Origin of the sequence: Streptomyces sp. NPDC024017 (assembly GCF_040638895.1) — a bacterium.
In the GTDB taxonomy this organism is placed as follows: domain Bacteria; phylum Actinomycetota; class Actinomycetes; order Streptomycetales; family Streptomycetaceae; genus Streptomyces.
Genome location: NZ_JBEZYZ010000003.1, coordinates 367,435 through 393,075, shown reverse-complemented (window position 1 = coordinate 393,075; position 25,641 = coordinate 367,435). Strand labels below are relative to the sequence as shown.

At 72.0% G+C, this 25,641-nt stretch carries 27 protein-coding genes; 13 read left to right on the top strand and 14 right to left on the bottom strand.

What is annotated here, in order from left to right; all coding sequences use genetic code 11:
• Window positions 1-4: 4 nt before the first annotated feature.
• Window positions 5-379 (bottom strand): ferredoxin, encoded by a 375-nt coding sequence (locus AB0G20_RS10105; RefSeq protein ID WP_246111694.1) that lies wholly within the window; start codon window positions 377-379, stop codon window positions 5-7.
• A gap of 119 nt (window positions 380-498) precedes the next feature.
• Here AB0G20_RS10105 and AB0G20_RS10100 point away from each other — a divergent pair, with 119 nt between their 5' ends.
• From AB0G20_RS10100 to AB0G20_RS10070, 7 genes are all read left to right on the top strand, one after another.
• Window positions 499-864 (top strand): DUF6479 family protein, encoded by a 366-nt coding sequence (locus AB0G20_RS10100; RefSeq protein ID WP_361298702.1) that lies wholly within the window; start codon window positions 499-501, stop codon window positions 862-864.
• Window positions 865-1,056: 192 nt separating this feature from the next.
• Window positions 1,057-1,563, top strand: coding sequence for a SigE family RNA polymerase sigma factor (locus AB0G20_RS10095; RefSeq protein ID WP_361298699.1), 507 nt, complete (start codon window positions 1,057-1,059; stop codon window positions 1,561-1,563).
• Window positions 1,564-1,574: 11 nt separating this feature from the next.
• The gene (locus tag AB0G20_RS10090; protein WP_361298696.1) at window positions 1,575-2,096 is read left to right on the top strand and encodes a cellulase; all 522 of its coding nucleotides are present in this window, start codon (window positions 1,575-1,577) and stop codon (window positions 2,094-2,096) included.
• A 133-nt stretch (window positions 2,097-2,229) separates the two neighbouring features.
• A complete protein-coding gene (locus tag AB0G20_RS10085; RefSeq protein WP_361298693.1) occupies window positions 2,230-3,504 on the top strand; it encodes a glycosyltransferase in 1,275 nt (424 codons plus the stop codon).
• Entirely contained in the window at window positions 3,501-4,790 is a 1,290-nt protein-coding gene (locus AB0G20_RS10080) for a hypothetical protein (protein ID WP_361298691.1), read from the top strand. Before AB0G20_RS10085 ends, AB0G20_RS10080 begins: the two co-directional genes overlap by 4 nt.
• A gap of 125 nt (window positions 4,791-4,915) precedes the next feature.
• On the top strand, window positions 4,916-6,580 hold the full coding sequence (locus tag AB0G20_RS10075) for an allantoin permease (RefSeq protein ID WP_361298688.1): 1,665 nt from the start codon (window positions 4,916-4,918) through the stop codon (window positions 6,578-6,580).
• A gap of 164 nt (window positions 6,581-6,744) precedes the next feature.
• Window positions 6,745-7,200: a hypothetical protein gene (locus tag AB0G20_RS10070; RefSeq protein WP_361298686.1), complete on the top strand. Its 456-nt coding sequence runs from the start codon at window positions 6,745-6,747 to the stop codon at window positions 7,198-7,200.
• A 124-nt stretch (window positions 7,201-7,324) separates the two neighbouring features.
• Here the strand turns inward: AB0G20_RS10070 and AB0G20_RS10065 are convergent, their stop codons facing one another.
• The 9 genes from AB0G20_RS10065 to AB0G20_RS10025 all read right to left on the bottom strand — a co-directional run bounded on the left by AB0G20_RS10065 (window position 7,325) and on the right by AB0G20_RS10025 (window position 15,789).
• A complete protein-coding gene (locus tag AB0G20_RS10065) occupies window positions 7,325-7,906 on the bottom strand; it encodes a hypothetical protein (protein WP_361298683.1) in 582 nt (193 codons plus the stop codon).
• Window positions 7,907-8,019: 113 nt separating this feature from the next.
• Entirely contained in the window at window positions 8,020-9,120 is a 1,101-nt protein-coding gene (locus AB0G20_RS10060; protein ID WP_361298680.1) for a winged helix DNA-binding domain-containing protein, read from the bottom strand.
• A 200-nt stretch (window positions 9,121-9,320) separates the two neighbouring features.
• Entirely contained in the window at window positions 9,321-10,448 is a 1,128-nt protein-coding gene (locus AB0G20_RS10055) for an LLM class flavin-dependent oxidoreductase (protein WP_361298677.1), read from the bottom strand.
• A gap of 50 nt (window positions 10,449-10,498) precedes the next feature.
• On the bottom strand, window positions 10,499-11,482 hold the full coding sequence (locus AB0G20_RS10050; protein WP_361299380.1) for an ABC transporter substrate-binding protein: 984 nt from the start codon (window positions 11,480-11,482) through the stop codon (window positions 10,499-10,501).
• Between the two features lie 40 nt (window positions 11,483-11,522).
• A complete protein-coding gene (locus tag AB0G20_RS10045; protein WP_361298674.1) occupies window positions 11,523-12,287 on the bottom strand; it encodes an amino acid ABC transporter ATP-binding protein in 765 nt (254 codons plus the stop codon).
• Window positions 12,284-13,216: an amino acid ABC transporter permease gene (locus AB0G20_RS10040; RefSeq protein WP_361298671.1), complete on the bottom strand. Its 933-nt coding sequence runs from the start codon at window positions 13,214-13,216 to the stop codon at window positions 12,284-12,286. Before AB0G20_RS10040 ends, AB0G20_RS10045 begins: the two co-directional genes overlap by 4 nt.
• Before the next feature lie 4 nt (window positions 13,217-13,220).
• Window positions 13,221-14,162, bottom strand: coding sequence for an ABC transporter substrate-binding protein (locus AB0G20_RS10035; RefSeq protein ID WP_361298668.1), 942 nt, complete (start codon window positions 14,160-14,162; stop codon window positions 13,221-13,223).
• Window positions 14,159-14,656: a GNAT family N-acetyltransferase gene (locus tag AB0G20_RS10030; RefSeq protein WP_361298665.1), complete on the bottom strand. Its 498-nt coding sequence runs from the start codon at window positions 14,654-14,656 to the stop codon at window positions 14,159-14,161. The genes AB0G20_RS10035 and AB0G20_RS10030 overlap by 4 nt, the downstream gene beginning before the upstream one ends.
• The gene (locus tag AB0G20_RS10025; RefSeq protein ID WP_361298662.1) at window positions 14,653-15,789 is read right to left on the bottom strand and encodes an LLM class flavin-dependent oxidoreductase; all 1,137 of its coding nucleotides are present in this window, start codon (window positions 15,787-15,789) and stop codon (window positions 14,653-14,655) included. The genes AB0G20_RS10030 and AB0G20_RS10025 overlap by 4 nt, the downstream gene beginning before the upstream one ends.
• A 553-nt stretch (window positions 15,790-16,342) precedes the next feature.
• Here AB0G20_RS10025 and AB0G20_RS10020 point away from each other — a divergent pair.
• The 4 genes from AB0G20_RS10020 to AB0G20_RS10005 all read left to right on the top strand — a co-directional run bounded on the left by AB0G20_RS10020 (window position 16,343) and on the right by AB0G20_RS10005 (window position 20,034).
• A complete protein-coding gene (locus AB0G20_RS10020) occupies window positions 16,343-17,344 on the top strand; it encodes an amino acid ABC transporter permease (RefSeq protein ID WP_361298659.1) in 1,002 nt (333 codons plus the stop codon).
• 117 nt (window positions 17,345-17,461) lie between these two features.
• Window positions 17,462-18,691, top strand: coding sequence for an acyl-CoA dehydrogenase family protein (locus AB0G20_RS10015; protein ID WP_361298656.1), 1,230 nt, complete (start codon window positions 17,462-17,464; stop codon window positions 18,689-18,691).
• A 109-nt stretch (window positions 18,692-18,800) separates the two neighbouring features.
• Window positions 18,801-19,442 carry a DNA alkylation repair protein gene (locus AB0G20_RS10010; protein WP_361299377.1) on the top strand — a complete coding sequence of 214 codons (642 nt, stop codon included), beginning with the start codon at window positions 18,801-18,803 and terminating at the stop codon, window positions 19,440-19,442.
• 73 nt (window positions 19,443-19,515) lie between these two features.
• Window positions 19,516-20,034, top strand: a complete 519-nt coding sequence (locus AB0G20_RS10005; protein ID WP_361298653.1) for a DUF6174 domain-containing protein — start codon at window positions 19,516-19,518, stop codon at window positions 20,032-20,034.
• A gap of 16 nt (window positions 20,035-20,050) precedes the next feature.
• On the opposite strand, the gene AB0G20_RS10000 is transcribed toward AB0G20_RS10005, so the two are convergent.
• Window positions 20,051-21,145, bottom strand: a complete 1,095-nt coding sequence (locus AB0G20_RS10000) for a glutamate--cysteine ligase (RefSeq protein ID WP_361298650.1) — start codon at window positions 21,143-21,145, stop codon at window positions 20,051-20,053.
• Between the two features lie 574 nt (window positions 21,146-21,719).
• On the opposite strand from AB0G20_RS10000, the gene AB0G20_RS09995 reads away from it, so the two are divergent.
• Window positions 21,720-22,094: a hypothetical protein gene (locus AB0G20_RS09995; protein WP_361298647.1), complete on the top strand. Its 375-nt coding sequence runs from the start codon at window positions 21,720-21,722 to the stop codon at window positions 22,092-22,094.
• A gap of 82 nt (window positions 22,095-22,176) precedes the next feature.
• Here the strand turns inward: AB0G20_RS09995 and AB0G20_RS09990 are convergent, their stop codons facing one another.
• Both AB0G20_RS09990 and AB0G20_RS09985 read right to left on the bottom strand, forming a co-directional pair.
• Window positions 22,177-23,022: an LLM class flavin-dependent oxidoreductase gene (locus AB0G20_RS09990; protein WP_361298644.1), complete on the bottom strand. Its 846-nt coding sequence runs from the start codon at window positions 23,020-23,022 to the stop codon at window positions 22,177-22,179.
• A gap of 154 nt (window positions 23,023-23,176) precedes the next feature.
• Window positions 23,177-24,031: a LysR family transcriptional regulator gene (locus tag AB0G20_RS09985; protein ID WP_361298641.1), complete on the bottom strand. Its 855-nt coding sequence runs from the start codon at window positions 24,029-24,031 to the stop codon at window positions 23,177-23,179.
• A gap of 68 nt (window positions 24,032-24,099) precedes the next feature.
• Here AB0G20_RS09985 and AB0G20_RS09980 point away from each other — a divergent pair, with 68 nt between their 5' ends.
• Window positions 24,100-25,017, top strand: coding sequence for an EamA family transporter (locus tag AB0G20_RS09980; RefSeq protein WP_361298638.1), 918 nt, complete (start codon window positions 24,100-24,102; stop codon window positions 25,015-25,017).
• A 224-nt stretch (window positions 25,018-25,241) separates the two neighbouring features.
• Here AB0G20_RS09980 and AB0G20_RS09975 read toward each other — a convergent pair whose 3' ends face one another.
• Window positions 25,242-25,496 carry a hypothetical protein gene (locus AB0G20_RS09975; protein WP_361298635.1) on the bottom strand — a complete coding sequence of 85 codons (255 nt, stop codon included), beginning with the start codon at window positions 25,494-25,496 and terminating at the stop codon, window positions 25,242-25,244.
• Window positions 25,497-25,641 lie beyond the last annotated feature (145 nt).

Sequence of the window (25,641 nt, the reverse complement as noted above, 5' to 3'; positions counted from 1 at the left end):
GTTGTCAGTTCAGCGTGGCGAGGAAGTCCGTGCAGGCCCGTGCGCATGCACGGCATGCCGCCGCCGAGTCCTCCGCTCCCGGTTGCCGGTCGAAGACGTGGGCGGCCTCCAGGCACACGGTCCGGCACCACTCCACCTGGATCCGGATGCTGGACTCGTCCACCTGGTTCTGCTCGGACAGCACACGGCAGGTCGCGTCGCAGACCTCCGCGCACATGATGCCCTTGCGCCGTACGAGTTCCTGGTTCTCGGTGCCGTCGGGATCCACGAGGCTCGCGCGCAGCGCGCAGGCCCGCGCGCACTCGGTGCACGCCTGCGCACAGGCGAAGCGGTCCTCCAGGAACCGGAACAGCTCCTGCTGGGATGTCGTCGAAGTCACACAGCGCGGGTAGCCCCGCTCGATGCCGGTCAAACCCGGTGTTCCCAAGGGTTCCGTCCGATGCGGCGGTCGCCTGTGTCCAGCAGGTTCACGGAATGGACCAGGGGTACCCGCGTGCCATGAATAGCGCATGGATGGAGATGGCCGCGGGCAGTGGCGCCGTCGGCATCGGGCTGGTCGTGGCGGGTGTGGTGGTCGTGGCCCTGCTGCTGGGGGCCTTCGTCCTCGGCGTTCGTGTCAAGCGCAGGGAGCTGCCCACACCGCGCCCGGACGAGCAGCCGCGGCTGCCGGACGGGGGCCCGGTCCGCGAGACCAGTGAGCGCCGGGAGCCCGAGGAGGTCCCCCGGAGCGAGGAACGCCTGACCCCGCACCAGCTGAAGGGCCACGGCAACATCAGCGACCGGACGAGCGCGTCGCAGGAGCGCCCGCGCTGGAACGAGGGCGGCAGCGGTTCGTTCGGCAGCGGCGGCCCGGGCGGCAGCTGACCCCCGGGGCCGGCGGCTCGGGGCAGCCGCGCATCCCTGGCAGAAGGGCCCGTGCTGGTGCACGGGCCCTTTTCCATGCCCGGGGCCGGCCCTACGGGGGTGAGGTGGATCACAGGTTTCGAGTGCATCGTGCCGTGGGGGCCAGCGTCTTTTGAGAGGTGTAGGGGGCCACTGAGACGCAGGACGGTGAGGATGGAGCAGGTTCGGGCGGACGGCTTCGACGAGTTCGCGGCCGCCCGTTGGTCGGCGCTGCTCCATGTCGCGCGTCTGCTCACGGGGGGCGACCGGCAGCGTGCCGAGGATCTGGTGCAGGAGGCCTTGGTCAAGTTGTGGTTCGCCTGGCCGAAGGTCGCCGAGCAGGCTCCGGAGGCATACGTCCGCACGGTGCTGGTGCGGCTGGCGGCACGCTCGGCGCGGCGGCGCTGGTGGGGGGAGCGCCCGGTGGAGCAGTTGCCCGACCGGGCCGACCCCGGCGACATGTCGTCCACCGTCGCGGAACGCTCGCGGCTGGAGGCGGCGCTGGCCCTGCTGTCGCCGAAGCAGCGGGCCGCGGTGGTGCTGCGCTACTACGAGGACCTGCCCGAGGCCCAGGTCGCCCAGGCCCTGGGCTGCCCGGTGGGCACCGCCCGGTCCCATGCGTCCCGCGGAGTCGCACGGCTCCGCCAGATCCTGTCCGACGCCGTCAGGCCCGTGGGGTGAAAGGAGAACCGATGGACGACTTCGAGCGGGACCTGTCGCGGCTGATGCGCGACACCCGGCAGCACACCCCTTACGAGCCCGCGCACCGGCAGCGGCTGCACGCGGGCATCCGGGCCCGCCGCCGGTCGCGGTTGCTGTGGAAGGCGGGCGGCTCCGCCGTGGCGGTGGCCGGGCTCAGTGTCGGGCTGGCCCTGCTGCCCAGCATGCTCACCCGGTCCCAGCCCGCAGATCACCGGCCGCAGCCGGCGACCAGCCCGACGGCCTCGCCGGACAGCACACCGACGACCGAGCCGTCGGCGACGAGCCCGACGCCGACCCAGCAGCCCGAGACGTCCCTGCCCGCGACCACGACCGGCGGCATCACACCGTCCGGGACGACGAGCGAGCCGACCGAGCCCACGCCGACGGCCACGGCCTCGGAGAGCAGGACCGGCTCGACGCCGCCCGCGCCTCCGCCTTCCCCGACTCCGACGACGGCCCCTCCGTCCGCGCCGGACTCCGAGGAACCCTCCGCATCGGTGTATCCCGAGTAGCCGCCTGAGCGGCCCTTCCTGTCAGGGGCGCGCGCCCCGAACCTCTCTTCGCACCACCCGCCCCGGGCGCCTTCGGCATGCCCGAATCCGGCGCTCGGGCATGCCCGCGCCAGAAAGAGACCGTGAGACAGCCATGAAGACCGTACGGCGGCCGGCCCTGATCGACCGCCCGATACCCGAGCCGTCCGCGTTGCCGCGCCGGGCGCCCCTGCCCGCGCACCACCCGGACCCCGTCCTCGACGTGGTCGTTCCCGTGTACAACGAGGAGAACGACCTGGAGCCCTGCGTCCGGCGCCTGCACGCGCACCTCGGCGAGACCTTCCCCTACGCCTTCCGCATCACCATCGCCGACAACGCCAGCACCGACGGGACCCCGCGGATCGCCGCACGGCTGGCCGCGGAACTGCCCGGCACGGACTTCATCCGGCTGGCCGAGAAGGGCCGGGGCCGTGCGCTGCACACCGCGTGGTCACGCTCCCGCGCCCCGGTGCTGGCGTATCTGGACGTGGACCTGTCCACCGACCTCGCCGCGCTGCTGCCACTGGTCGCGCCGCTGATCTCGGGCCACTCGGACATCGCCATCGGCACCCGGCTGGCCCGTGGCTCGCGGGTGGTGCGCGGACCGAAACGGGAGATCATCTCCCGCTGCTACAACGGGCTGCTGCGCGGCACGCTCTCCGTGGGCTTCTCCGACGCGCAGTGCGGGTTCAAGGCGGTGCGGCGGGACGTCGCCGAGCGGCTGCTGCCGCTGGTGGAGGACCGCGAGTGGTTCTTCGACACCGAGTTGCTGGTCATCGCCGAGCGCGCGGGGCTGCGGATCCACGAGGTGCCGGTGGACTGGGTGGACGACCCGGACAGCCGGGTCCACCTCCTCTCCACGGCGGTGGCCGATCTGCGGGGCATGGCCAGGCTCGGCCGGGCCCTGGCCTGCGGCAGGCTGCCGCTGACCGCGCTGCGCCGCAGCGGCGGCGACCTCGCCGGGGAACTCCCAGCGGGTCTGGCCCGGCAGGTGGTGCGTTTCGCCGCCGTCGGTGCCGCCAGCACCCTGTGCTACCTGCTGCTGTACACCGCGCTGAGACCGGCGACGGGAGCTCAGGCCGCCAACGCGCTCGCCCTGCTCGCCAGCGCGCTCGCCAACACGGCGGCCAACCGGCGGCTCACCTTCGGGGTGCGGGGCCGTGGCGGCGCGCTGCGCCATCACCTCAAGGGCCTCGCCGCCTTCCTGGTCGGGCTGGCCCTGACCAGCGGTTCGCTGGCCGTCCTCCACCACACCGCGCCCGGGGCCGGCCCCCGGGTGGAGCTGGTGACGCTGATCGGCGCCAACCTGGCCGCGACGCTGCTGCGCTTCCTCCTCTTCCGGGCCTGGGTGTTCCCGGCCCGCCGCACGACAGGACCCTCCGCCCGATGAGCACCCTCCAGCTGCGTCGCCCCTCCTCCGGTTTCGACCGCCCCGAAATCCCGCGTGGCTCCCGGGAGTTGCGTCCGCGGCTGCGCGCCGCAGCGGCGCGGTACGGGCCCGTGCTGCTGACGTACGGCGTGCTGAAGCTGGCCGGGTTCGCCGTGTTCATGTACCTGCTGGACTCCGCGGGCGACTTCCGGAAGAAGAACCCGCGCTTCGGCGGCGGCGAGCACGCCTGGGACGTCCTGGCCAGCTGGGACGGCTGGTGGTACCAGCAGATCGCCGAGCACGGGTACGACCCCGCCCTGCAGCCGGTCCCGGGAGCGACGGGGCTGATCACGCTGGAGGGCAACTCGGCGGCGTTCTTCCCGCTGTACCCGACGCTGATGCGGCTGGTCTCGGAGTGCACCGGACTCGGCCTGTACGGCGCCGGCATGACGGTCTCCGTCATCGCCTCGTTCGCCGCCGCGCTCGGCATCCACGCCGTGACGACCCGCCTGGGCGGACCCCGGGCCGGACTGGTGGCGGCCGGTCTGTGGGCGGTCTGGCCCGGCTCGGGCACGGAGTGGTCGGGCTACTCGGAATCCCTCTACACGGCCCTCGCCGCGTGGGCCTGTCACGCCGTCATGACCCGCCGCTGGCTCACGGCCGGCCTGCTGACCTGCGCGGCCGGGCTCTGCCGGCCCACCGCCGTCGCGCTCGTCGCCGCCCTCGCCGTCGCCGCGGTACTGACCCTGCGCCGACGCCGGAAGGCCTGGCACCCGGACGGCCCGCGCCCGGGCGTCCGCCGCCCGCTCGCCGCCGTGGCGATCGCGCCGCTGGGCCTGTTCGGCTACCTCGCCTGGGTCAACTACCGCATGGGCGACATCAACGGCTACTCCAAGCTCCAGGACGGCGCCTGGGCCCACAAGTTCGACTGGGGAGTCCACACGTTCAACGTGCTGACGTCCATCCCGGTCGGTCACTTCGACTATCTCTTCGCGATGCCCTTCGAGGACGTCATCGGCGTCTGCGTGGTGCTGATGGTGCCGGTGCTGACCGTGCTGCTGGTGCGGCTGCGACCGCCTGCCGTGCTCGTCGTCTACACCGTCCTCTCCTACCTCATGGTGATGACCACCCAGCAGTACTTCGGCAATGTCTCGCGCTATCTGCTCCCGCTCTTCCCGCTGTTCGTCCCGCTCGCTGTCGCGATGCGCCGGCTCAGCTGGCCGTCCCTGGTGGCGGTGCTCGGCACGGCCGCGCTGGCTTCCGGGTCGTATGCGGGATACGTGCTGTTCGAGCTGGGGGTGCCGTAAACCGGTGTGACACCCGGGGAGTCGGCTCCGAAACGTTCCCTTCACGCAGGAAGTATTTAGGGGTAACGACCGCTGCCTACCGTGCCTGCCTTGTGAGCCCCCAACCCGCTACAAGGAGGCGCGGCATGAGCACCGAGCCACGACTGGCCGTCGTAGCCGAGCCGGATTCCGCACAGCAGGCAGCGCCGGGCACGGACCAGGCCGTCAAGGAGACCCTCGAGGACTACACGCTCCGCTTCGCGCCGCGCAGTTACCGGCGCTGGACCCCGATGGTCGTGGCGACGACCGCGCTCGGCGGCATCGCCTACATGGCCGACTTCTCCATCGGGGCCGGCATCGGCCTGGCCCACGGCACCGGCAACGCGCTGCTCGCGATCGCCGTCGCCGCCGTCGTCATCTTCGTCACCGGCTTCCCGCTGGCCTACTACGGAGCCCGCTACAACATCGACCTGGACCTGATCACCCGCGGCTCCGGCTTCGGCTACTTCGGCTCGGTCCTCACCAGCGTCATCTTCGCCAGCTTCACCTTCATCTTCTTCGCCCTCGAAGGCTCGATCATGGCCCAGGGCCTCAAGCTGGGCCTCGGACTGCCGCTCTGGCTGGGCTACTTGGTCTCCACGCTGATGGTGATCCCCCTGGTGATCTACGGCATGACGGCGCTGAGCAAGCTCCAGGTGTGGACCACCCCGATCTGGCTGCTGCTGATGGTCGGCCCGCTGGTCTACCTGGTCGCCACCGACCCGGGCACCGTCGACCGCTTCCTCGCCTACGCGGGCACCGACGGGGACGGCGGCATCAACACCGCCTCCGTGCTGCTCGGGGCGGGCGTGTGCCTGTCGCTGATCGCGCAGATCGGCGAGCAGATCGACTACCTGCGCTTCATGCCGCCCAAGACCGAGGCGAACAAGCGCAGTTGGTGGACCGCCGTGGTCATGGCCGGCCCGGGCTGGGTGGTGCTCGGCGCGCTGAAGCAGGCCATCGGGGTGTTCCTCGCGGTCTACATCATCGCCGAGGTCGGCCCCACCGCCGCACCCGAGCCGATCCAGCAGTTCAAGCACGCCTTCGACGCGATGATGCCGTCCTGGCTCGTCCTGCCCCTGGCCGTGGCCCTGGTCGTCATCAGCCAGATCAAGATCAACGTGACGAACGCGTACTCCGGCTCCCTCGCCTGGACCAACTCCTTCACCCGGGTCACGAAGCGCTACCCGGGCCGGATGGTCTTCGTCCTGGTCAACCTGGGCTTCGCACTCGTCCTGATGGAGGCCGACATGTTCAGCTTCCTCAACAGCATCCTGGGCTTCTACTCGAACTGCGCGATCGCCTGGGTGGTCACCGTGGCCACCGACATCGGCATCAACAAGTACGTGCTGAAGCTGTCCCCGCACGCCCCCGAGTTCCGCCGCGGCATGCTCTACGCCGTCAACCCGGTCGGGGTCGTCGCCTTCGTCGCCGCCTCGGGGCTGTCCATCGCCATGTACTTCAACGGCCTCGGCGACACGCTCCAGCCGTACTCCCCCGTCGCCGCGGCCGTCATCGCCTTCGTCCTCACGCCGCTGATGGCCGTGGTCACCAAGGGCAGGTACTACCTGCGCCGCACGGACGACGGCATCACCGAGCCGCTCTTCGACGAGGACGGCAACCCCAGTGCGGTCACCTACGAGTGCCATGTGTGCCGGCAGCAGTTCGAGCGGCCGGACGTGGCGGCCTGCCGCACGCACGACGCGGTCGTCTGCTCGCTGTGCCTGAGCACCGACAAGGTCGGCGACCACGTCCTGCCGGCCGCGGTCTGACCCGAGGCGGGAGCGCGGTCGGGCGCTCCCGCCGTACGGCACGTTCCAAGTCGGTCTCGGACGCGCGGTACGGGCCCGGACGGGGCGACTGCGGGCCCCGGGCGGCATACTGATCTTGCGCCGTGCAGTGATCAGACCGACGGTCGGAGAGGGGACGACGGGACGTGACCACCGAAGAGCCGGACGGGCGGGGAACTCCCCACGAACCGTCCGGCGTTCCCCCGTTCCCCGACGAGGTGTGGCTGAGGTTCCTCACCGACAGCGAGTCCGCCATACGCGTCTCCGCTCCCAGGGAACCCTCCGCCGAGGAGCGGGCGGCGGGACGGCGGCTTCAACCCCCGCACGCCGTCGGTGACCTGTGGCAGCCGGAGGACCTGTGGGTCCGCGTGGCATGGGGTGACCTGGACCGCCGGGCCAAGGTCCGGCGCGCGGGACGGGTCGTCGCCACCGCGGCCGCCGTCGCCCTGGCCCTGGGCGCCTGGTCCCAGCTGTCCACCGGCGCGGGAACGGGCCACCGGCCCGGCGAGAGCACGGTACGGCAGGTCGAGGGCGCGACCGCGCGGCTGCCCACCGCCACGCCTCCCCCGTCCGCATCCGTCTTCCCGCAGCCGTCCCGGTAGCCACGCGGGACGGGTACGGTTCCGGCCCCGCTGTGGCCGTCCCCCGGCGCAGGTGTCCGGTCGGCGGCTGCTCAGGTCCAGCGGGCGGTCAGCGGGCCCGACGGCGGTCAGGACGCGGTCGCGTTCAGCCCGTCTTCCAGCCCCTCCGCGTGTCGATCCGCTCCCACTCCGCGCCCCACTGGGCGATGCGCCGCCGGTCGAGGGCCAGGTGGATCAGCCACGTGGCTCCCAGCACCGCGCAGCCCGCGAAGGCGCCTGCGAGCGCGCCGCCCATGGCGGTGTGCAGCCAGGCCTCGCCACTGGACACCGGTGGGGTCGTGAGGTCACCGCTCCGGTTCACCCACACGGAGATGGTGCTCTCGGCGGGCGCTCCGGGCGGTACCCGGGCTTCCTCCCGGTGGGTCGAGCCGTCGGGCGCGGTCCACCGCACCTTGCCCCACACCCGGTGGTCACTGGCCTCGCGGGCCGGTGACGGGCCGGGCGCGTCCTTGACGAGCACCGCGGGGACCTGGCGGCTCTCGGCCCGCTGCCGTTCGACGGCCCGCTCGACCGTGCCCGCCGCCATCAGCGCCGCGACCAGTCCGACCAGCAGGGCGAGCACCCAGCCGGCGAGCACGACCCAGGCTTCGACGACGTCGACGCGCCGTTTGAGCGCGTTGCGTCGCCACCGCCACCACCGCACGGTCGTACGCTCTGACGCTTCCATGGGCCGACACCCCCTCGTGAGCACCGGCAGCACCCTTCCAGTGTGCGCCTGACAGCGGCCGAAGCTCGCCGATCAATGCCGGGCGGCTCGCCCCGAGGGCGCCGGGGTGCGGTTCAGCCGGGAGACGCCGCGATCCGTACCCGGTCGCTCTCGTCGCCGGAGAGGAAGGAGGCCATCGCGCGCCCCTCCTCGGCGACCGTGGTGAGGTCGGCCCGGGAGAAGCGGCGCAGCGGGGTGACGTGCACGGTGTCCGCCTCGACGGTCCAGGTCGCGGCGACCCTGCCGTCCACCAGGACGACGCGTTCGCCGGCGACGGACAGATTGCGGTGCGCGTCGTCGATGATCCGGCCGCGGTCGTGGTAGCCGAGGATCGCGTTGTCGAACGCCGGCAGGAACCGCACGGGCGCCGGGGTGTCGGGGTCGGGGCGGGGCGCGTCGGGGAGGTCGAGCAGCTCGCGGCCGCGTTCGTCTCGGAAGGCGACCAGTTCTCCGCGCAGGGCGGAGACGGCGGCGGGCAGTCCGGCGAGACCGCACCAGGCGCGCAGGTCGGCGGAGGCGGCGGGGCCGAAGGCGGCCAGGTAGCGCCGTACCAGCTGCCGGCCCACAGGGTCGGAGCCGTCCGGGGCGGGTGGGTCGATCTCGCGTCCCAGCCAGGAGGAGATCAGCGCGTAGCGCACGCCCGCTTTCGTGCGCCACATGCCGCGCGGGGGGAGTTGCACCGTCGGGAGGAGGGCGGCGACCAGCATTTCCCCCAGGGGCCGTGGCCCGGCCGCGGGCCAGCGGTCGGCGACGGCTCGCGCGACGTCGGACATGGAGCGGGGTTCGCCGTCGGCCATGACCTTCCGGCCCGCCGCGGCGAGTTCGTCGGGATCGACCCCGTCGAGTTCGCGCCGGTAGACCCCGAGGACGCGCTGGCGCAGCATGCCGTCGTGGCGGGCGCGCCAGGCCACGACGTCGTCGGCGGTGACGAGGTGGACGGTGCGGCGCATGAGGTGGGTGCGCACGACACGCCGCCCGGTCAGCAGGTCCGACAGCTCCGCCGGGTCGAACGCCCGCAGCCGCGACCAGAGCCCGGCGAACGGCTCCTGCGGTTCCTGCGCCTGGAGACCGCACAGGTGCGTGACGGCGTCGAGGACCGGCAGGTCGGCGCGGTCGAGGAGCAACTGCCGGGCGAGGGTGGCGCGGTTGAGCGCCCGGGCGTCGAGAACGGTCATCGCAGCACCTCGGCCTTCGAGTCGTGTGCCGACCCGTGGGTCCAGGTGTCCGGGCGGCTTGCGCGCTCACGGTCGCACGGGATGCGGTCGGATCGTGACCGCATCCGGCGTCGGCGCGGCTCGGACGTGCTGCCCCGTGTCACCGGGCGGGGCGCGGGGAGGACCCCGCACGGCCCGGTGCGGCGTGCTGTCCCTCTGGATCACCGGCGTTGCCACTCCTGCGCCAGGAGCCGGTACGAGCGCACCCGGTCGGCGTGGCGGTGCGTGATGGTCGTGATGATCAGCTCGTCGGCGCCGGTGGCCTCCTGCAGTTGCTCGAGCTGGTCCGCGACACGCCCCGGCGAGCCGACGAACTGGGTGTCGACCCGGTCGGCGACCAGGGCCCGGTCCTGCTCGGTCCAGGGGTGGGCGCGGGCCTGCTCGGGGGTGGGGAAGGGGATCGCGCCCTCGGCGGTGCGGATGCTGCGGACCCACGGGCCGTAGCCGGTGGCCAGTTCGCGGGCGGTCGCGTCGTCCTCGGCGACGACGACGTCGGCGGAGACGCTGACATAGGGCTTGTCGAGGTGGTCGGACGGCTGGAACGCGGCCCGGTAGCCCTCGGCCGCCTCCAGGACGGTGGCGGGGCTGACGTGGTAGTTGGCGGTGAAGCGCAGGCCGTTGCGGCCTGCGACGTCGGCGCTCTCCCCGCCGCTGCTGCCGAGGATCCACACCTGGACGTCGGCGCCCTCGCCGGGCACGGCGTGGGCTTCGTGGCCGTCCGCCGAGCGGTAGTCGCCGCGCAGCAGGGCGAGGATGTCGCCGATCTGCTCGCCGTAGTCCTGGTGCCGGGCGCCCGGCTGCTGCAACAGCTGCTGCTGGAGCCGGAGCCGTGGTGAAGCGCGCAGGTGGTCGGGGGAGAACCGGGGCGGGATCTTCAGGCCGTTCGGGGTGCGGCCGTCGACGACGGGCGTCGTGGTCGGCCGCGGCTCCGCCGCCTGCCCCGGAGGGCGTCCTCCGGAGCGGCCGAGGCCCAGGTCGAGACGCCCGGAGTGCAGGGCGTCGATGAGGCCGAACTCCTCGACGGTGGACAGGGCGGTGCGGTGGCCGAGTTGTACGGCGCCCGAGCCGATCCGGATCGTGGAGGTCGCGGAGGCGGTCAGGGCCAGCACGACGGCGGGGGACGTCCCGGCGACGCCCGGGTTGAGGTGGTGCTCGGCGAACCAGTAACGGCTGTAGCCGAATCGTTCGGTCTGCCGCGCGAGGTCGAGGGTGTTGCGCAGGGCGTCGGCGGCGGTGGCGCCGGACGGGACCGGGACGAGGTCGAGGACTCCGAGGGGAATGCCGGACATGATCGGTGCTCCTCAGCGTGCGGGCGGCAAAAGGGGTTCGGGGGCGACGGCTAGCTGCCGTTCTTCGGCAGCCCGGGCGGGTTGATCTCCGACTTCCGCACGGCCTCGCCGGACAGGCCCCAGCGCTTCAGGACCTTCGCGTACGTCCCGTTCTCGATGACGTGGTCGAGCGCGGCTGCGAGCGGCTTCGCCAGGCCGTTGTCCTTCTTCGTGGTGGCCGCGATGAGGCCCTGGAGGCGGGCGCCCGCGCCGGAGTACGTGCCGACGACCTCGGTCCTGCCGGTGGTGGCCGCGTGGTAGGCGGCGGTCGGGTTGGGGCCGAGGTAGAGGTCGATCCGGCCGGACTGGAGGGCGAGGTAGGTGTCGCTGTCGCTCTGGTAGTACTTGATGTCCACCGGCTCGCGGCCGGCCTTCTCGTTCTCCTCGGACCACTCCACCAGCAGCTTCTCCTGGTTGGTGCCGCTGCCGACGGCGACGGTCCGGCCCGCCACGTCCTCGGGGCCGTCGATCGTCAGGCCGCTGCCCTTCTTCGCCTCGAAGGCCAGGTTGTCCTCGCGGTAGGTGGCGAAGTCGTACTTCTCCTTGCGTTCCTCGGTGACGGTGATGTTGCTGAAGCCGACGTCGTACTTGCCGCTGTCCAGGCCGACGAAGATGTTCTCCCAGGAGACCGGGTTGAGGTGCGGCTTCAGGCCGAGGACGTCGGCGACCAGGTGGGCGATGTCGGGCTCGACGCCGATGACGGTGGTGTTGTCGGTGGCGTGGAAGGTCAGGGGTGCCGCGGACCCGGAGGAGTCGACGATCTCGAGGGTGCCTCTCTTGCGGATCCTCTCGGGGACCTCGGCGGCTATGGAGTCGACCTTGCCGGTGGTGACGCGGTTCTGGGCGGGGCTGATGTTGATCTTCGTCTTCTTGCCGGGCGTGGCCGCGACCTCGGTCGTGCCGCCGTCGGTGGGATTGGCGCAGCCGGCGAGGACGAGAGCGGCGGCGATCCCGAGCGCAGCTGCGGCGGTGGTACGGCGGGGGGCGAGGGTGATGGCCACGGTGGTGCTCCTTGGAGGGGTGACGGGCGGGCGGTCAGAGGACCTTGGAGAGGAAGGCACGGGTGCGTTCGTGCCGCGGTGCGTCGAGGACGGCCGAGGGCGGGCCCTGCTCCACGACGACTCCGGCGTCCATGAACACCACGGTGTCGGCGACCTCGCGGGCGAAGCCGATCTCGTGGGTCACGACGATCATGGTGGTGCCGGTGCGGGCCAGGTCCTTGATGACGTCGAGGACCTCGCCGACCAGTTCGGGGTCGAGCGCCGAGGTGGGTTCGTCGAAGAGCAGCACCTTGGGTTCGAGGGCGAGTGCCCGGGCGATGGCGACGCGCTGCTGCTGGCCTCCGGACAGCTGCCGCGGATAGGTGTCGGCCTTGTCGGCGAGGCCGACCCGGTCGAGGAGCCGGCGGGCGGTCTCCTCGGCCTCCTTGCGCGGGCGGCGCAGTGCGGAGACCGGGGCCTCGACGAGGTTCTGCAGGACGGTCAGGTGCGGGAAGAGGTTGAAGTTCTGGAAGACGAACCCGATGTCGGTGCGCTGCTTCAGAACCTCCTTCTCCTTCAGCTCGTGCAGCTTGTTCCCCGACCGGCGGTAGCCGATGAGTTCACCGTCGATGCTGACCCAGCCACGGCTGACCTTCTCCAGGTGGTTGATCGTGCGCAGCAGCGTGGACTTCCCGGAGCCCGACGGTCCGAGGACGACGGTGACCTCGCCGGCCCTGACCTGCAGGTCGACGCCGCGCAGCACCTCCAGCGCCCCGAAACTCTTGTGGACGCCGCGGACTTCGACCATGACGGCACTCATACGCTCTCCTTGGTGACGAACCGGCGCGCGCGCTGGAGCGGGGTGGGCGGCGGGGTGCGGTCGGCGCCGCGGGCGTAGCGGCGCTCCACGTAGTACTGGGCGACCGACAGCAGCGAGGTCAGCACGACGTACCAGGCGGTGGCGACGAGCAGCAGCGGGATCACCCGGCCGTTGCGGCCGTAGATCACCTGCACCTGGTAGAGCAGCTCGCCGATGGACATCACGTAGACCACCGAGGTGCCCTTGAGCAGGCCGATGATCTCGTTTCCGGCGGTGGGCAGGATGGCGCGCATGGCCTGCGGGAGGACGATCCGGCGGATCTGCCGGAGCCGGGGGATGCCCAGTGCCGCCGCCGCTTCCAGCTGTCCCTGGTCGACGGCGATGACACCGCCGCGGACGATCTCGGCGGCGTAGGCGGCCTGGTGCAGCGTCAGTCCGATGACGGCGGCGCCGATGGTGCCGATGAGGGTGTTGCTGTCGACGGACCAGAACACCGGCCCGAAGGGGATGCCGACGCCCAACTCCTTGTACAGGGCGCTGAGGTTGAACCAGAACACCAGCTGGACGATCATCGGGATGGACCGGAAGATCCAGATGTAGGTCCAGGCGACGGTCGAGAGCACCGGGCTGCGTGACAGCCGCATGAAGGCGAGCACCGTGCCCAGGAGGAAGCCGAGGACGGTGGCGTAGGCGGTGAGCTGGAGGGTCACCCACACCGCCTGGACGATCGTCTCGGAGAGGACGTAGTCCCGGAAGACGCTCCACTCCCAGACGGGGTTGGTGACCAGGCCGTGGGCGAACTGGGCGACCAGGACGACCACGGCGGCGCCGGCGGCCCAGCGGGCGTAGTGGCGGGTGGGTACGACCTTCGGTTCGGCGGAGTCCTCGACCGGTCGTGCGGCCGGTTCTGCGATGGTGTGGCTGCTCATCGGGTCACCTGTGCTCGGGCGGGTTGATCCGCGACGTGTCGATCGCGGAGGCGCTGGTGCCCCACTTGGCGAGGATCCGGGCGTACGTGCCGTCCTTGATCAGCTCGTCGACGGCGGCCCGGAACGCCTTGGTGAGCGGGGAGCCCTTGCGGAAGGCGAAGCCGACGTCGAGCCGGTGGTACTCGCCGAGGAACCTGGTCTGCGCGGCGGGCTGGGCCGCCTGGTGGCGCAGGCCGTTGATGGTCGACATGATCACGTCGATGCGGCCCTGCTGGAGCGCGGTGAGCGTCGCCGCGTTCTCCGAGTAGACCTTCACCTCGTAGGGCTTCTTGCCGGCCTTGGCGCAGATGCCCTTCTGCGCGGTGAGGGTCGTCTCGAAGGTGGTTCCGGCGCCGGTGCCGATGGTCAGCCCGCACAACTGGGTCAGGTCGGTGACCTTCTCCTTGAGCGTGGTGGAGCCCTTCTTCACGGCGAAGCCCTGGCCGTCGTTGATGTAGGTGACGAAGTCGACGGTCTTCAGACGCTGGGTGGTGACACCGAAGTTGCCGGTGCCGACGTCGTACTTGCCGCTGCCGAGGGCGGGCAGGATCGACTCGAAGGAGGCGTCCTGCCGGTCGAGCTTCACACCGAGGACCTTGGCCACGGCGTCGGCGATGTCGATGTCCTGGCCCGCGGGCGGCTTGCCGGGCCCGTTCGGGTAGTAGGCCCCGGGCGGGAACCCGACGGAGCTGCCGATCCGCAGCGTGCCCGACGTACGGACGTCGGCGGGCAGCAGGGCGGCGACGGAGTCCACGGTGCGCACGGCGGCGACCGGGTCGTCGGTCGGGGCGGGGGATGCCTGGGCACCCGCCGGTGTGGCGCCGGTGGCACCGGAGCCGCAGGCGGTGAGGGCCAGGGCGGGCAGCAGCACGAGGGCGGCGGCGCTGCGCAGACGGGTTGCGTTCACTGCTTGAGGGCCTCTCCGAGGTGTTTCTCGAACGGCAGCGGGCCGATGGTCTCCGGGTCGGCTCCGGTGTCGAACAGCGGTGTGTAGCCGGTGGCCAGGTACAGGCCTCGGGCTTCCGGCTGGCGTGGGCCCGTGGTGAGGTACACGCGCCGGTAGCCCCGGCCCGCGGCCTCGCGCTCCAGCTCGGCGACGACCCGCCGGGCGAGGCCGCGGCGGCGGTGGGCGGAGTGGGTCCAGATCCGTTTCAGCTCGGCCGTGGTCGGGTCGTACCGGCGGAAGGCGCCTCCGGCGACGGGCTCGCCGCGTTCCAGCAGCAGCAGGAGCAGACCGCCGTGCGGTGCGGTGAACTCCTCGTCGGGGTAGCGGGAGATCTCGGCGTGCGCGTCCCTGCCGTAGCGTCGGGAGTACTCGTCGCCGAGTTCGCGCAGCAGCGGCTCGACCCGGGGGTCGGAGACGAGTACCTGGATGACCGTCAACTCCGGTGCGGAGGTCATCCGTTCACCGTCGCGAGGGGCTGCGGGTCGCGGGCCGCGCGCTCGGCGTCGCGCTTGGCGACCTCCTCGCGGACGATCGGGATGACGTGCCGGCCGAAGTCGATGGCGTCGCCCAGCAGGTCGTAGCCGCGGGCGGAGAGGATGTCCACGCCGAGGTCGTAGTAGTCCAGGAGGGCTTGGGCGACCGTCTCCGGGGTGCCGACCAGGGAGTTGGAGTTGCCCGCGCCGCCGGTCGCGGCGGCGGTCGGGGTCCACAGGGCGCGGTCGTAGCGCTCCCCCGCCTCGGCGATGGCGATCAGCCGCTGGGAACCGGTGTTCTGGGGCTGGGCCCGGTTGCTGTGGCGCCTGGTGATCGCCTCGCCGCGCTCCCTGCGGGCCTTGATCGCGCCGACCGTGCGGTGGGCCTTCTCCCAGGCCAGTTCCTCGGTCGGGGCGATGATCGGGCGGAACGCCACCTGGATGCGCGGCACGTCGGTGCGGCCCGCGGCCTTCGCGGCGGCCTTCACGTTCTCGATCTGCTCGGCGGTCTTCTCCAGCGGCTCTCCCCACAGGCAGTAGATGTCGGCCTCGGCACCGCCGGCGGCGTACGCGGCGGGCGAGGAGCCGCCGAACGACACGTTCGGGCGCGGCTGCTGGACCGGGAAGACGTCGCTGACGAAGTCGTGGAAGCGGTAGTGCTCGCCCTCGTGGTCGAAGGGCTCGTGCGTGGTCCAGATCTTCTTGACGATCCGGATGTACTCGCGGGTGCGGGCGTAGCGCTCGTCCTTGGTGAGGGTGTCGCCCTCGCGGCCCTGTTCCCGGTCGTTGCCGCCGGTGATGAAGTGCACGGTCAGACGGCCCTCGCTGATCTGGTCGAGGGTGGCGAAGGTCTTCGCGGCGAAGGTCGGGTACGACACGTTGGGCCGGTGGGCGAGGAGGATCTGGAGCCGGTCCAGCCTGCTCGCGATGTACGCGGCGGCCGGTGCCGGGTCGGGTGATCCGGAGCCGTAGGCGAACAGGACCCGGTCCCAGCCGTGCTCCTCGTGGGCCCGGGCGAGCCGGAGCGTGTAGTCCTTGTCGAAGGCGGCGCCGGAGCGCGGCGTGGTTTCGGATCCGTCATGGGTGGCGGCGATGCCGAGGAACTCCACGGGCATGGGTCTCTGGCCTTTCCTCAAGTCGTCCGGCGCCGTGCCGGGGTGGCACCGGGGCACGGCGGGGCAGCCCTCGGCACGGTCGGGGTGCGACGGCGCGTCAGGGCGTGGTGAACGGGGTGATGAACCGGGGTGATGGCGCCGGGGCCTGGGCCCTGGGCAGGGTGGAGCGGCGGCAGCGCGTGTCAGAAGAGAGACTCGGCCCGCGACGGGGGCACCGAGGGAGGGAAGGGCCGGTCAGACGGCCCGCTGCCGCGTCAGGCGCAACACGCCGCGGACCACACCCGACCGAAGTCGATGTGGCCACGGGTGACCAGGCGCTGCTCGGCATTCATGCGACTACTTGAGCAGGACGACTCGCGTCTCGTCAACCACGGCCCGGATGGCGGACGGGAGTTGGGATCCGCCGGAGCGCGGTTGATGTGTGTGGTTGACACCTGTGTGCGTCGGGCCCATACGATCGAGCGCACCGCGTTGAGGGACGCGGCGAGCGTGATGACGCCGAAGCCGGGCTCCGGTCCCGTTCCCGTGCCTCCCTCCCCTGGAGAGCCTTCTGATGGTCTCGCCGTCCGACCTCACCGACTCCGCCCCCGCCCTGTCTCCGGTGGATCCGAAGACCTCCGGCCGGGTCCCCGGCCCGGGGGCCGACGACGATCTGCCGCGGATCGTGCCGCGCCGGCACCTCGGCCGCCTGCTGGCCGCTGCCGTCGCCCTGTCGCTCTTCGCGCTGCTGGTCGACTCCGTCGTCCGCAACCAGGCCTTCCAGTGGGACGTGGTCGGCGGATACTTCACCAGTGCCGCCGTGCTCGACGGGCTGCTGCTCACCCTCTGGCTGACCGGCGTGGTGATGGTGCTCGGCTTTCTGCTCGGCATCCCGCTGGCAGTGATGCGGCTGTCCGCCAACCCCGTTCTGAGCACGCTGAGTTGGGGCTATGTGTGGGTCTTCCGGTCCACTCCCCTGCTGGTGCAGCTGCTGCTCTGGTTCAACATCGGCGCCCTCTACCCGACGCTCGGCCTCGGCGTCCCGTTCGGCCCGCAGTTCGTCACCGTCAAAACGGTGAACCTGCTCGGCCCCGCTCTGACAGCCGTCATCGGCCTGACCCTGCACGAGGCCGCCTACGCCGCCGAGGTGGTGCGCGGCGGCATCCTCTCGGTGGACGCCGGGCAGACGGAGGCCGCGCAGGCTCTCGGCATCGGCAGGGCGCGCGCCCTGCGCAGAATCGTCGTGCCGCAGGCGATGCGCTCCATCGTGCCGACCGCCGGCAACATGCTGATCGGCACCCTGAAGGGCACGAGCATCGTCAGCGTGCTGGCCGTGCACGACCTGCTGTACTCGGTGCAGTTGGTCTACAACCAGACGTACCAGGTCATTCCGCTGCTGCTGGTCGCCACGCTCTGGTACATCGCCGTCACCACCGTGCTCGGTGTGGGGCAGTTCTATGTGGAGCGGCACTACGCGAGGGGCGCCGCCCGGGCGCTGCCGCCCACACCCGTGCAGCGACTGAGGGCCCGGCTGGCTGCGTACCGCCATTCCCTACGTTCCCTATCGAATTACTAGGAAAGTATTGACGGGGCCTTGCGCTCCTGCGCAGGATGATGCGCATGGCCCACACATCTTTCACGCCCGTGAGGCTCAACACCCCGCTCTGCACGCGAACTTGAGGAGATCCCTGCGATGGGCGTTGCCCCGGCGCCGTCCGGTCCCGCCGTGGAGTTCGACCAGCCCGGGCCCGGCCGTGCGCACTGGCTGCGCGTGGCCCGCGAGACGGCGGAGGACCTGGCCACGGACGCGGTGGCCAGGGACCAGGCGGGCAAGCCCCCCTTCGACGAGGTGTCCCGGCTGCGCGAGTCGGGGCTGCTGACACTCCTCGTCCCCGCGGAACTCGGGGGCGGCGGCGCGGACTGGACCGAGGCGTACGCGGTGGTCCGGGAGATAGCAGCGGCCGACGCCGCCATAGGCCAGCTCCTCGGCTGTCACTACTTCACGTCCTGGAGCGCGCGGTTCTTCGCCGAACCCGCCCTCGCCGCCCGGCTGGAGCGGCGTTCCGCGGCGGAGCAGTGGTGCTGGGGCGGTGGCCTGGCCCGCCAGGAACCCGCCCTGACGCTCACCAAGGACACGCGGGGATATGTGCTGAACGGCCGGCAGAGCTACGCCGCCGGCGTTCTGGTCGCCGACCGCCTCGCCGTACGGGCGGTGCGGTCCGACACCGGCGAACCCCTCGCGCTCGTGGTCGATCCCGCCCTCGCGGGCGTGGTCGTCGACGGTGACGCCGATCCCTTCGGCCAGCGGCTGGCGGCCGGCGGCAGCGTGGAGTTCGACGCCGTGCCGGTCGCCGCCCGCGATCTGCTGGGTTCCCTGTCGGCGGACGAGGACGTCCTGTCGCCCCTGACGGGCCTGGTGTCACCGGTCGGCCGTCTCCTGTCGGTACAGCTCCGGCTCGGCATGGCGGAGGGCGTGCTCGCCGAGGCCCGTGAGTACAGCAGGACCGGCCATTCGCACTGGCACCCGGACTGGCCGGTCGGCTCCCCCCAGGACCCGCAGGTGCTGACGGCGTACGGGGAGCTCACCGTGCTCACCCGCGCGGCGTCCGCCCTCGCCGGCCAGGCGCGCCAGGCCGTGCAGGACGGACTGACCTGCGGCGAGGACCTCACCTACGAGGAGTACGCGGAGATCTCCGTCCTCGTGGCCATGGCCGAAGCCGCCGCGTCCAAGGCCGCCCAGGAGTCCACCGCCCGCGCCCTCGACATCATCGGCGCCCGCTCCGCCTCCGCACGGCTGGGCTTCGACCGGTTCTGGCGCAACGCCCGCACCCACACCCTGTACGAGCCCGTCGGCCACCGGCTCCGGGACGTCGGGGACTACTTCCTCAATGGTGCGCACCCTCCCTTCGTCCTTCCCGTCTGACCACGCGACGACAGGTCGCCCGCTCCGCCGTAGGGTGAATCCCCCACGAGCAGGACAGGAGGCCGAGGTGGCCGAGACGACGCAAACCGGGACGACGGTCGCCGAGGTGATGGCCGAGCTGGCCGCGCTCGAGGACCCGAAGGCACGCGCGGTGAACGAGCGGCACGGTGACGATCACGGGGTGAACCTCGGCAAGCTGCGCGCGCTCGCGAAGCGGCTGAAGACGCAGCAGGACCTCGCCCGCCGGCTCTGGGAGACGGACGACACGGCGGCGAGACTGCTGGCGCTGCTGATCTGCCGCCCGAAGGCGTTCGATCGGGACGAACTGGACGTCATGCTGCGCCAGGCGCGCGCCCCCAAGGTCCACGACTGGCTCGTGAACTACGTGGTGAAGAAGAACCCGCACCACGAAGAGCTGCGCCTGGCCTGGACCGCCGATCCGGATCCCGTCGTCGCGAGTGCCGGCTGGGCGCTGACCACGGAACGCGTGGCGAAGAAGCCCGAGGGCCTGGACCTCGCGGGACTGCTCGACGTCATCGAGGCGGAGATGAAGGACGCCCCGGCCCGTCTGCAGTGGGCGATGAACCACTGCCTGGCCCAGATCGGCATCGAGCATCCGGAGCTCCGCGCCCGGGCGATCGGCATCGGTGAGCGCCTGGAGGTGCTCAAGGACTACCCGACGTCCCCGGGCTGCACGTCGCCGTTCGCGCCCGTCTGGATCAACGAGATGGTGCGCCGGCGGCAGTCGTAGGCCCGGTGTCCCGCCGAACGTTCCCCGGGCGGTCGGCGTCATAGCGGTAGCCGTCGTCGAAGGGATCGCCGCCATGACCGCCGTAGCCCGTACTGCCCGAGCCGTCTCCGGTGCCGTGCTGATCGGAGGGCTCGTCTGCACGGTCGCCGCCTGCGGCACCGGGACGTCGACGTCCCCCGAGGCGCAGACCGCACCGGGTCGCGTTCGGGACGCCTGGCCGGAGCCCGCCTCCTACGCCTACACGCTCAGGTCGAGCGAGGGAGAGCGGAGCCTGCTCGGCACCTTCCGGATATCGGTCCGCGACGGCGCCGTGGTGAAGGCGGTGGGTCTCGACGCCATGGGGCGCCGCTCGGTCGAGAGCTCCCCCGACGCCGTGCCCACGCTCGGCGAACTCCTCGCGGAACTGGAGCAGGCGCGACGGGACGACGCGGACACGGCCGAGGCGGCGTACGCGGCCGACGGGCACCCGGTGCGGATCGTCCTGGACTGGGAGGAGAACGCCGTCGACGACGAGGCCCGTTACGTCATCACCGCCTACGAGCCGGCGAACGGCCACGCCGGAGACCTCACCGGCCCCCGGGCGGGAACGTGACCCGTTCGCCGCGGCGTCACGGCATCGTGCTCTGGGCACTGACCAGTTCGGTGACCGCGCGGAGACCACCGTGGGCGAGGGCGGCGCGCTGCCGGTCCGCGCCCGTCCCTTCCTGCAGCAGCCGGTGGACCAGGGACATGACCTGCCGGGAGTCGCCGGACGCGTCGAGGGCGGGGGCGACGTGCCGCAGGAACTCGTAGAGCACGTCACCGGCGCGGTGCGGTGTGCCGTCGGCGTCGATCAGGGTGTCGCCCAGGCCGTGCCGGGCCGCGTGCCACATGGCGGCCTGGAGCAGTTCCGGAGCGTAGTCGGGCAGGGGCGCGTCGGCGGCCGCTTCCGCCAGGGCGGTCTCCACGAGGGCCCGGATGATCGCGGCGAGCATGACCGCCTCATCAGCGCGCAGTTGGACGTCCGGGCACCGCACTTCGATGGTGGGGTACGTGGCCGACAGGCGGGCCTGCCAGTAGAGCTGACCGGTGTCGGAGATCAGACCGGAATCCAGCAGCCGTTCCACGCGACGGTCGTAGTCCGCGGCGTCCCGGAAGTGCGGGGGCATGCCGCTGACCGGCCACCTGCTGAAGATCACCGTGCGCCAGCTCGCGAAGCCCGTGTCGTGACCGTCCCAGAGCGGGGAATTCGCCGCCATGGCGGTCAGCGTCGGAAGCCGGGAGCGGATCCGGTTCAGAACCTGCACGCCCGCCTCCCGGTCCGGCACGGCGACGTGCACGTGCGTGCCGTTGACCAACTGCTCCGCCACCAGCTGCGGCGCCTGGGTGACCATGGCCCGGTAGCGGGCCTGGTCGGTGACGGCGATGGGGTGGCCGTGCCGCAGTGGCGGTGTCCCGCACACCCCGATCCGGCAGCCGTACTCCTCGGCGGCCACGCCGACGGCGTGCCGCAGACGCAGCAGATGGCCTCCGACCTCCTCCAGGGTTTCGCAGACCGGGGTGGCCACCTCGACCTGCGCCTGGAGCAGCTCGTACTGCACCTCCTGGTCGGTCACCAGATGCCCCATGCCCGCCGCGGCGCGCACTTTGTCCGCCTGAGGTACCGGCAGGCCCGTGACCGGGTCGAGCAGCAGGTACTCCTCTTCCACGCCGATCGTCGTCATCGACCACCCTCTGTTCCGCCCGGCGGCCGGGCCGGATTCCGGCGCGCGTCAGGCGCACCTCACGCAGCGATGGTCACCTCTCAGGGGGCACGCTCGTGGGTTACCGAGTGCCGCGCTCGCGTCGTAACAAAACATGACACAGAGGAAGAAACCGCTTACGCCGGTAAAGACAACCGGCGCGGTGTTCCCCCTCGGGCCGGATCCCGCCGCCCGGTCGAATGGATCATTCCGCCATCCGGCCCAGGGACACCCGACGGCAGACAGGGGTGATGAACCGGACGGAATAGGTTCCTGCGGGCCGGATGACCGTCCGTGCACCGTTGCTGCCGATAGAGGGACTGATGGCGACACACACCGAACCGGTTGCCCCCGTACCCGCGGTGGAGCGCCGCGGCCGAGGGAAGGTGGTCGTCTCCTGGCCGACGACCACCTTTCACGCGGCCGGGGCTGCAGATCGTCTCCAGCGAGCAGTACAGCCAGGCGTTCACCATGCACGGCACGATCATGCGGACGAGGCGGCGAACACCGGGCGGCGCGACGTGCTGGACGCCGACGGGCACAAGGGTGAGCGGCCGTGAAACGCGGCAGGCACGAGGCGCCCGCCGGCGAGCCGCGCAGTGTCCTGGCCGACGAGACCGAGGGCTACCTGCTCGCCCATGCCGAACGCGAGCAGGCCCGGCGCGAGGCGGAGGACCTCTGCGCGCGGATGGCGTGGCTGACCACCGCCCAAGCCGAGGAACTCACCGGCCACTACGTCCGCCGGCGTCTCGATGTCACCCGGCAGCTGATGCTCGGCACCGTGCGACGAGCCGAGGAGCTGCGGCAGGAGTACGAGACCCGCTACGCCGACCTCCGGCGCGCCCTGCTCCGCCGCCACGCGGCCGGTGCCTGCGCCGTCCTGGCCTGTGCCGCCGGGGTGAGCGCACTGGCCGGTGTGCTCCCCCGCTGAGAGGCCGGCTCGGCGGGCCTGGGCCGGCGCCGTCGGCAGTACGCCGCCTCGACGGGGGGCCACGCGCCGCCGGAACGAGCCGTCACACGACGTCGGCGAGACGGTCCACCTGGGTCGGGTCGAGGCCGTAGCAGTAGAGCATCACCTCGTCGGCGCCGAGGTCGGTGAAGCCGGTGATCGTGTCACGGATCGCGGCGGGGGTGGTGAGCAGGCCGGCGGTCATCCGGTCGGGCATGCCGGTGAAGGCGTAGTACGCGTGCATTCTGGCCCGGGCGTCGTGGATCACGTCGTCCGGGCCGAGTGCGACGTTGGCCTGCGCGACGATGCGGGGTGCGCCGTCGCGGCCGTACTCCTTCCAGAACCTGCGGGCGGTGTCGAACAGGCCTCCCGCCCAGGAGAGCGGGGCGGCGGCGAGGAACCCGTCGCCCCAGCGCGCGACGCGTTCGATCGCGGCGGGCTTGAAGCCGCCGAAGAGCACCTCGGGGCCTCCGGGCCGGGCCGGGCGGGGGCCGATCGGCCCGACGCCGTCGCCGTACGGATCGCCCGACCACAGGCGCCGCATGACCGCCATCTGCTCGTCGAGGCGCCGCCCTCGGGTGCGCATGTCGATGCCCGTGACCTGGTGGTCGTCGTCCCGGCCTCCGATGCCCAGGCCGAGGACGAGACGGCCGGCCGTCATCCGGTCCAGGGTCGCGGCCTGCTTGGCGAGGAGGGCGGTGTCGCGCAGCGGGGCGAGCAGCACCTCGGTCTGGACGCGGATGCGGGAGGTGGCGCCCGCGAGGACGGCGAGCGCGACCAGGGGCTCGGGGTTGTCGTAGACGAGCCGGTCGAGCAGGCCGAGGGTGCTGAAGGGCCCGGAGTCGGCGCGCCGGGCCCAGTCGAGCAGGGTGGTGGGGTCGCCGATGGGCAGACCGATACCGACGTTCATGGAAGAAGCCTCCGTAAGAGGGGTCGACAAAGACTGCTGCCGCCCCTTCGTCACCTCAGGAGGTGGGACGCTTCCGCTCTGCGGCGTGCTTCTGGGGAGCGTCTCGTCGAAGTGAAGTCACCCTAGAGCGGGCCGCTTTGATGCGACAAGCCGATTAATCGTTGCGGTAGAGGGCGGTGAGGAGTTCGATCGTCGGCTGGGTGGCGGGATGGGGCTCGTCGTGCCACCAGGCGAGGCGCACGGCGATGGGTTCGGCGTCGCGTACGGGGCGGTAGACGATGCCGGGGCGCCGGTACTGGTGGGCGGTGGACTCCGCGGTCATGCCGACGCAGCGGCCGGTGGCGATGACCGTGAGCCAGTCGTCGACGTCGTGCGTCTCCTCGGTCGCCGGGCGGGCGTCGGGCGGCCACAGGTCGGGGGTGGTGGTTCCGGTCCGGCGGTCGATCAGCAGGGTGCGGCCGCTCAGGTCGGCGAGCCGTACCGAGCGGCGTCCGGCCAGGGAATCGTCCGCGGCCAGGGCGACCATACGCCGCTCCAGTCCCACGATGGCCGAGTCGAGCCGCCGGTCCTCCAAGGGTCTGCGCACCACGGCCAGGTCGCACGCGCCCTCGGCCAGACCGGCGGTGGCCGAGTTGACGCGGACCAGGTGCAGTTCCGTCGCCGGACGGTCCTTCGCCCAGCGGCGCTGGAAGGCGGAGGTGTGGCGGCCGAGAGCCGACCAGGCGTAGCCGATGCGCAGGACGGAGTGGCCCGAGGTGGCCTCCCGGACCAGATCGTCCACCTCCCCGAGCACCCTCCGGGCCTGGGCCACGACCCGCAGCCCGGCCGTGGTCGGGGTGACCTCTCGGGAGGTACGGCGCAACAACCTCACGCCCAGGGCCCGTTCGAGCGAGGCGAGGGTGCGGGAGACCGCTGCCTGGGAGACGCCGAGCGCGATGGCGGCGTCGGTGAAGGTGCCCTCGTCGACGATCGCGACGAGGCAGCGCAGCTGCCGGAGCTCCACATCCATGACTGCATCGTATAGATCCGTCCCCGAACGCATTTTGCGCAAGGACCGCCCCGAAGCACGATCAGCGCATGCGAGCCGCTTCCGTACCCGCCGCCCCCTCCGGGCGTCCCGCAGATCCCGTGCCCCCGGCGACGCTCCCGGGCGTTGAGGACAGCCGGCGCCGTCTCGCCGGGGTGGCCACGATGGTGGGCAGCGGTCTGTCCAACCAGACCGGCGCCGCGCTCGGCTCCCTCGCCTTCCCCGTCATCGGGCCGGTCGGTGTCGTCGCGGTCCGCCAGTACGTCGCCGCCGTCGTGCTGTGGTCGGTGAGCCGGCCCCGGCTGCGGTCCTTCACCTGGCGGCAGTGGTGGCCGGTGCTGTCGCTGGCCGTCGTGTTCGGGACGATGAACCTGTCCCTGTACAGCGCCATCGACCGCATCGGTCTGGGCCTTGCGGTGACGCTCGAGTTCCTCGGCCCCCTCACCATCGCCCTGGCCGCCGCGCGTCGCCGCGTGGACGCGTGCTGTGCGGTGACGGCGGCGGCAGGGGTCGTCGTCCTGATGCGGCCTCAACCGTCCACCGACTACGTGGGAATGGGGCTGGGTCTGCTGGCCGCCGTGTGCTGGGCGTCGTACATCCTGCTCAACCGCACCGTCGGACGCCGCATCCCGGGCGCTCAGGGCTCGGCGGCAGCGGCGGGGCTGTCCGCCCTGATGTTCCTGCCGGTCGGTGTCGTCCTGGTCGTCCGTCAGCCGCCTACCGCGGAGGCCATCGGCTGTGCCGTCGCCGCGGGCGTCCTGTCCTCCGCCGTGCCGTACCTGGCGGACCTGTTCACGCTGCGCACCGTGCCGGCCCAGGCCTTCGGGCTGTTCATGAGCGTCAACCCCGTTCTCGCCGCCGTGGTGGGCCTGCTGGGCCTCGGCCAGCACCTGGGCCGGACCGAGTGGGCGGGCATCGGGGCCATCGTGCTGGCCAACTCGCTGAGCATGCTGGTACGCCGCGGCTGACCCGGCGGGGGTCACGCCGAGGGCTCACCGGGGCCGGTCGCCTCGGCGCGGCTGCGAGACCCGCGTTGCCCGTGGCGCCGCCACTCGCGGCAGCCGTCGCGAGAGATCCACAGGCCCTCGCCCTCCACCCGGTCATACGTCGCCGTCGTCGCGTCGGCGATGCCGTAGAACGTCGTGCCGACGACGGTGAACGAGGTGAACGTCGCCGGGGTCGGGGGTCTCGGTCAGCGACTGGGCCAGGCTCCAGGCCGTGCCCCCCCCTCGTCGACGGCGAGGCGGACGGCGTTGTCCGGCACTCCGGCCGGGGGAGCCACGGTGCGTGTGGCGGGGCGGTACACGAGGGCCGGCTCCGGTGCGGCGAGCAGGATGTCGCCGGGGCGGGAGCGCAACGGGGTCTCGGTGATGTCGACCGTGTGCCGCCCGCCACGCACGTCGAGGGCGTACGTTCCCTCCGCGCTCCCCCCGGACGGCACCCGCACGAAGCCCCCGGCACCCCCCTGAACGCGGCGCGCACCGCCTCCGCGGCTGCGTGTTCCGCGTGCTCGGCGACCGTACGGCCGTGGCGGTCCACGATGCGCCAGGCGGAGGCGGCCGGCCCCTCGTCGTCCTCGACGTTGCCGGCGT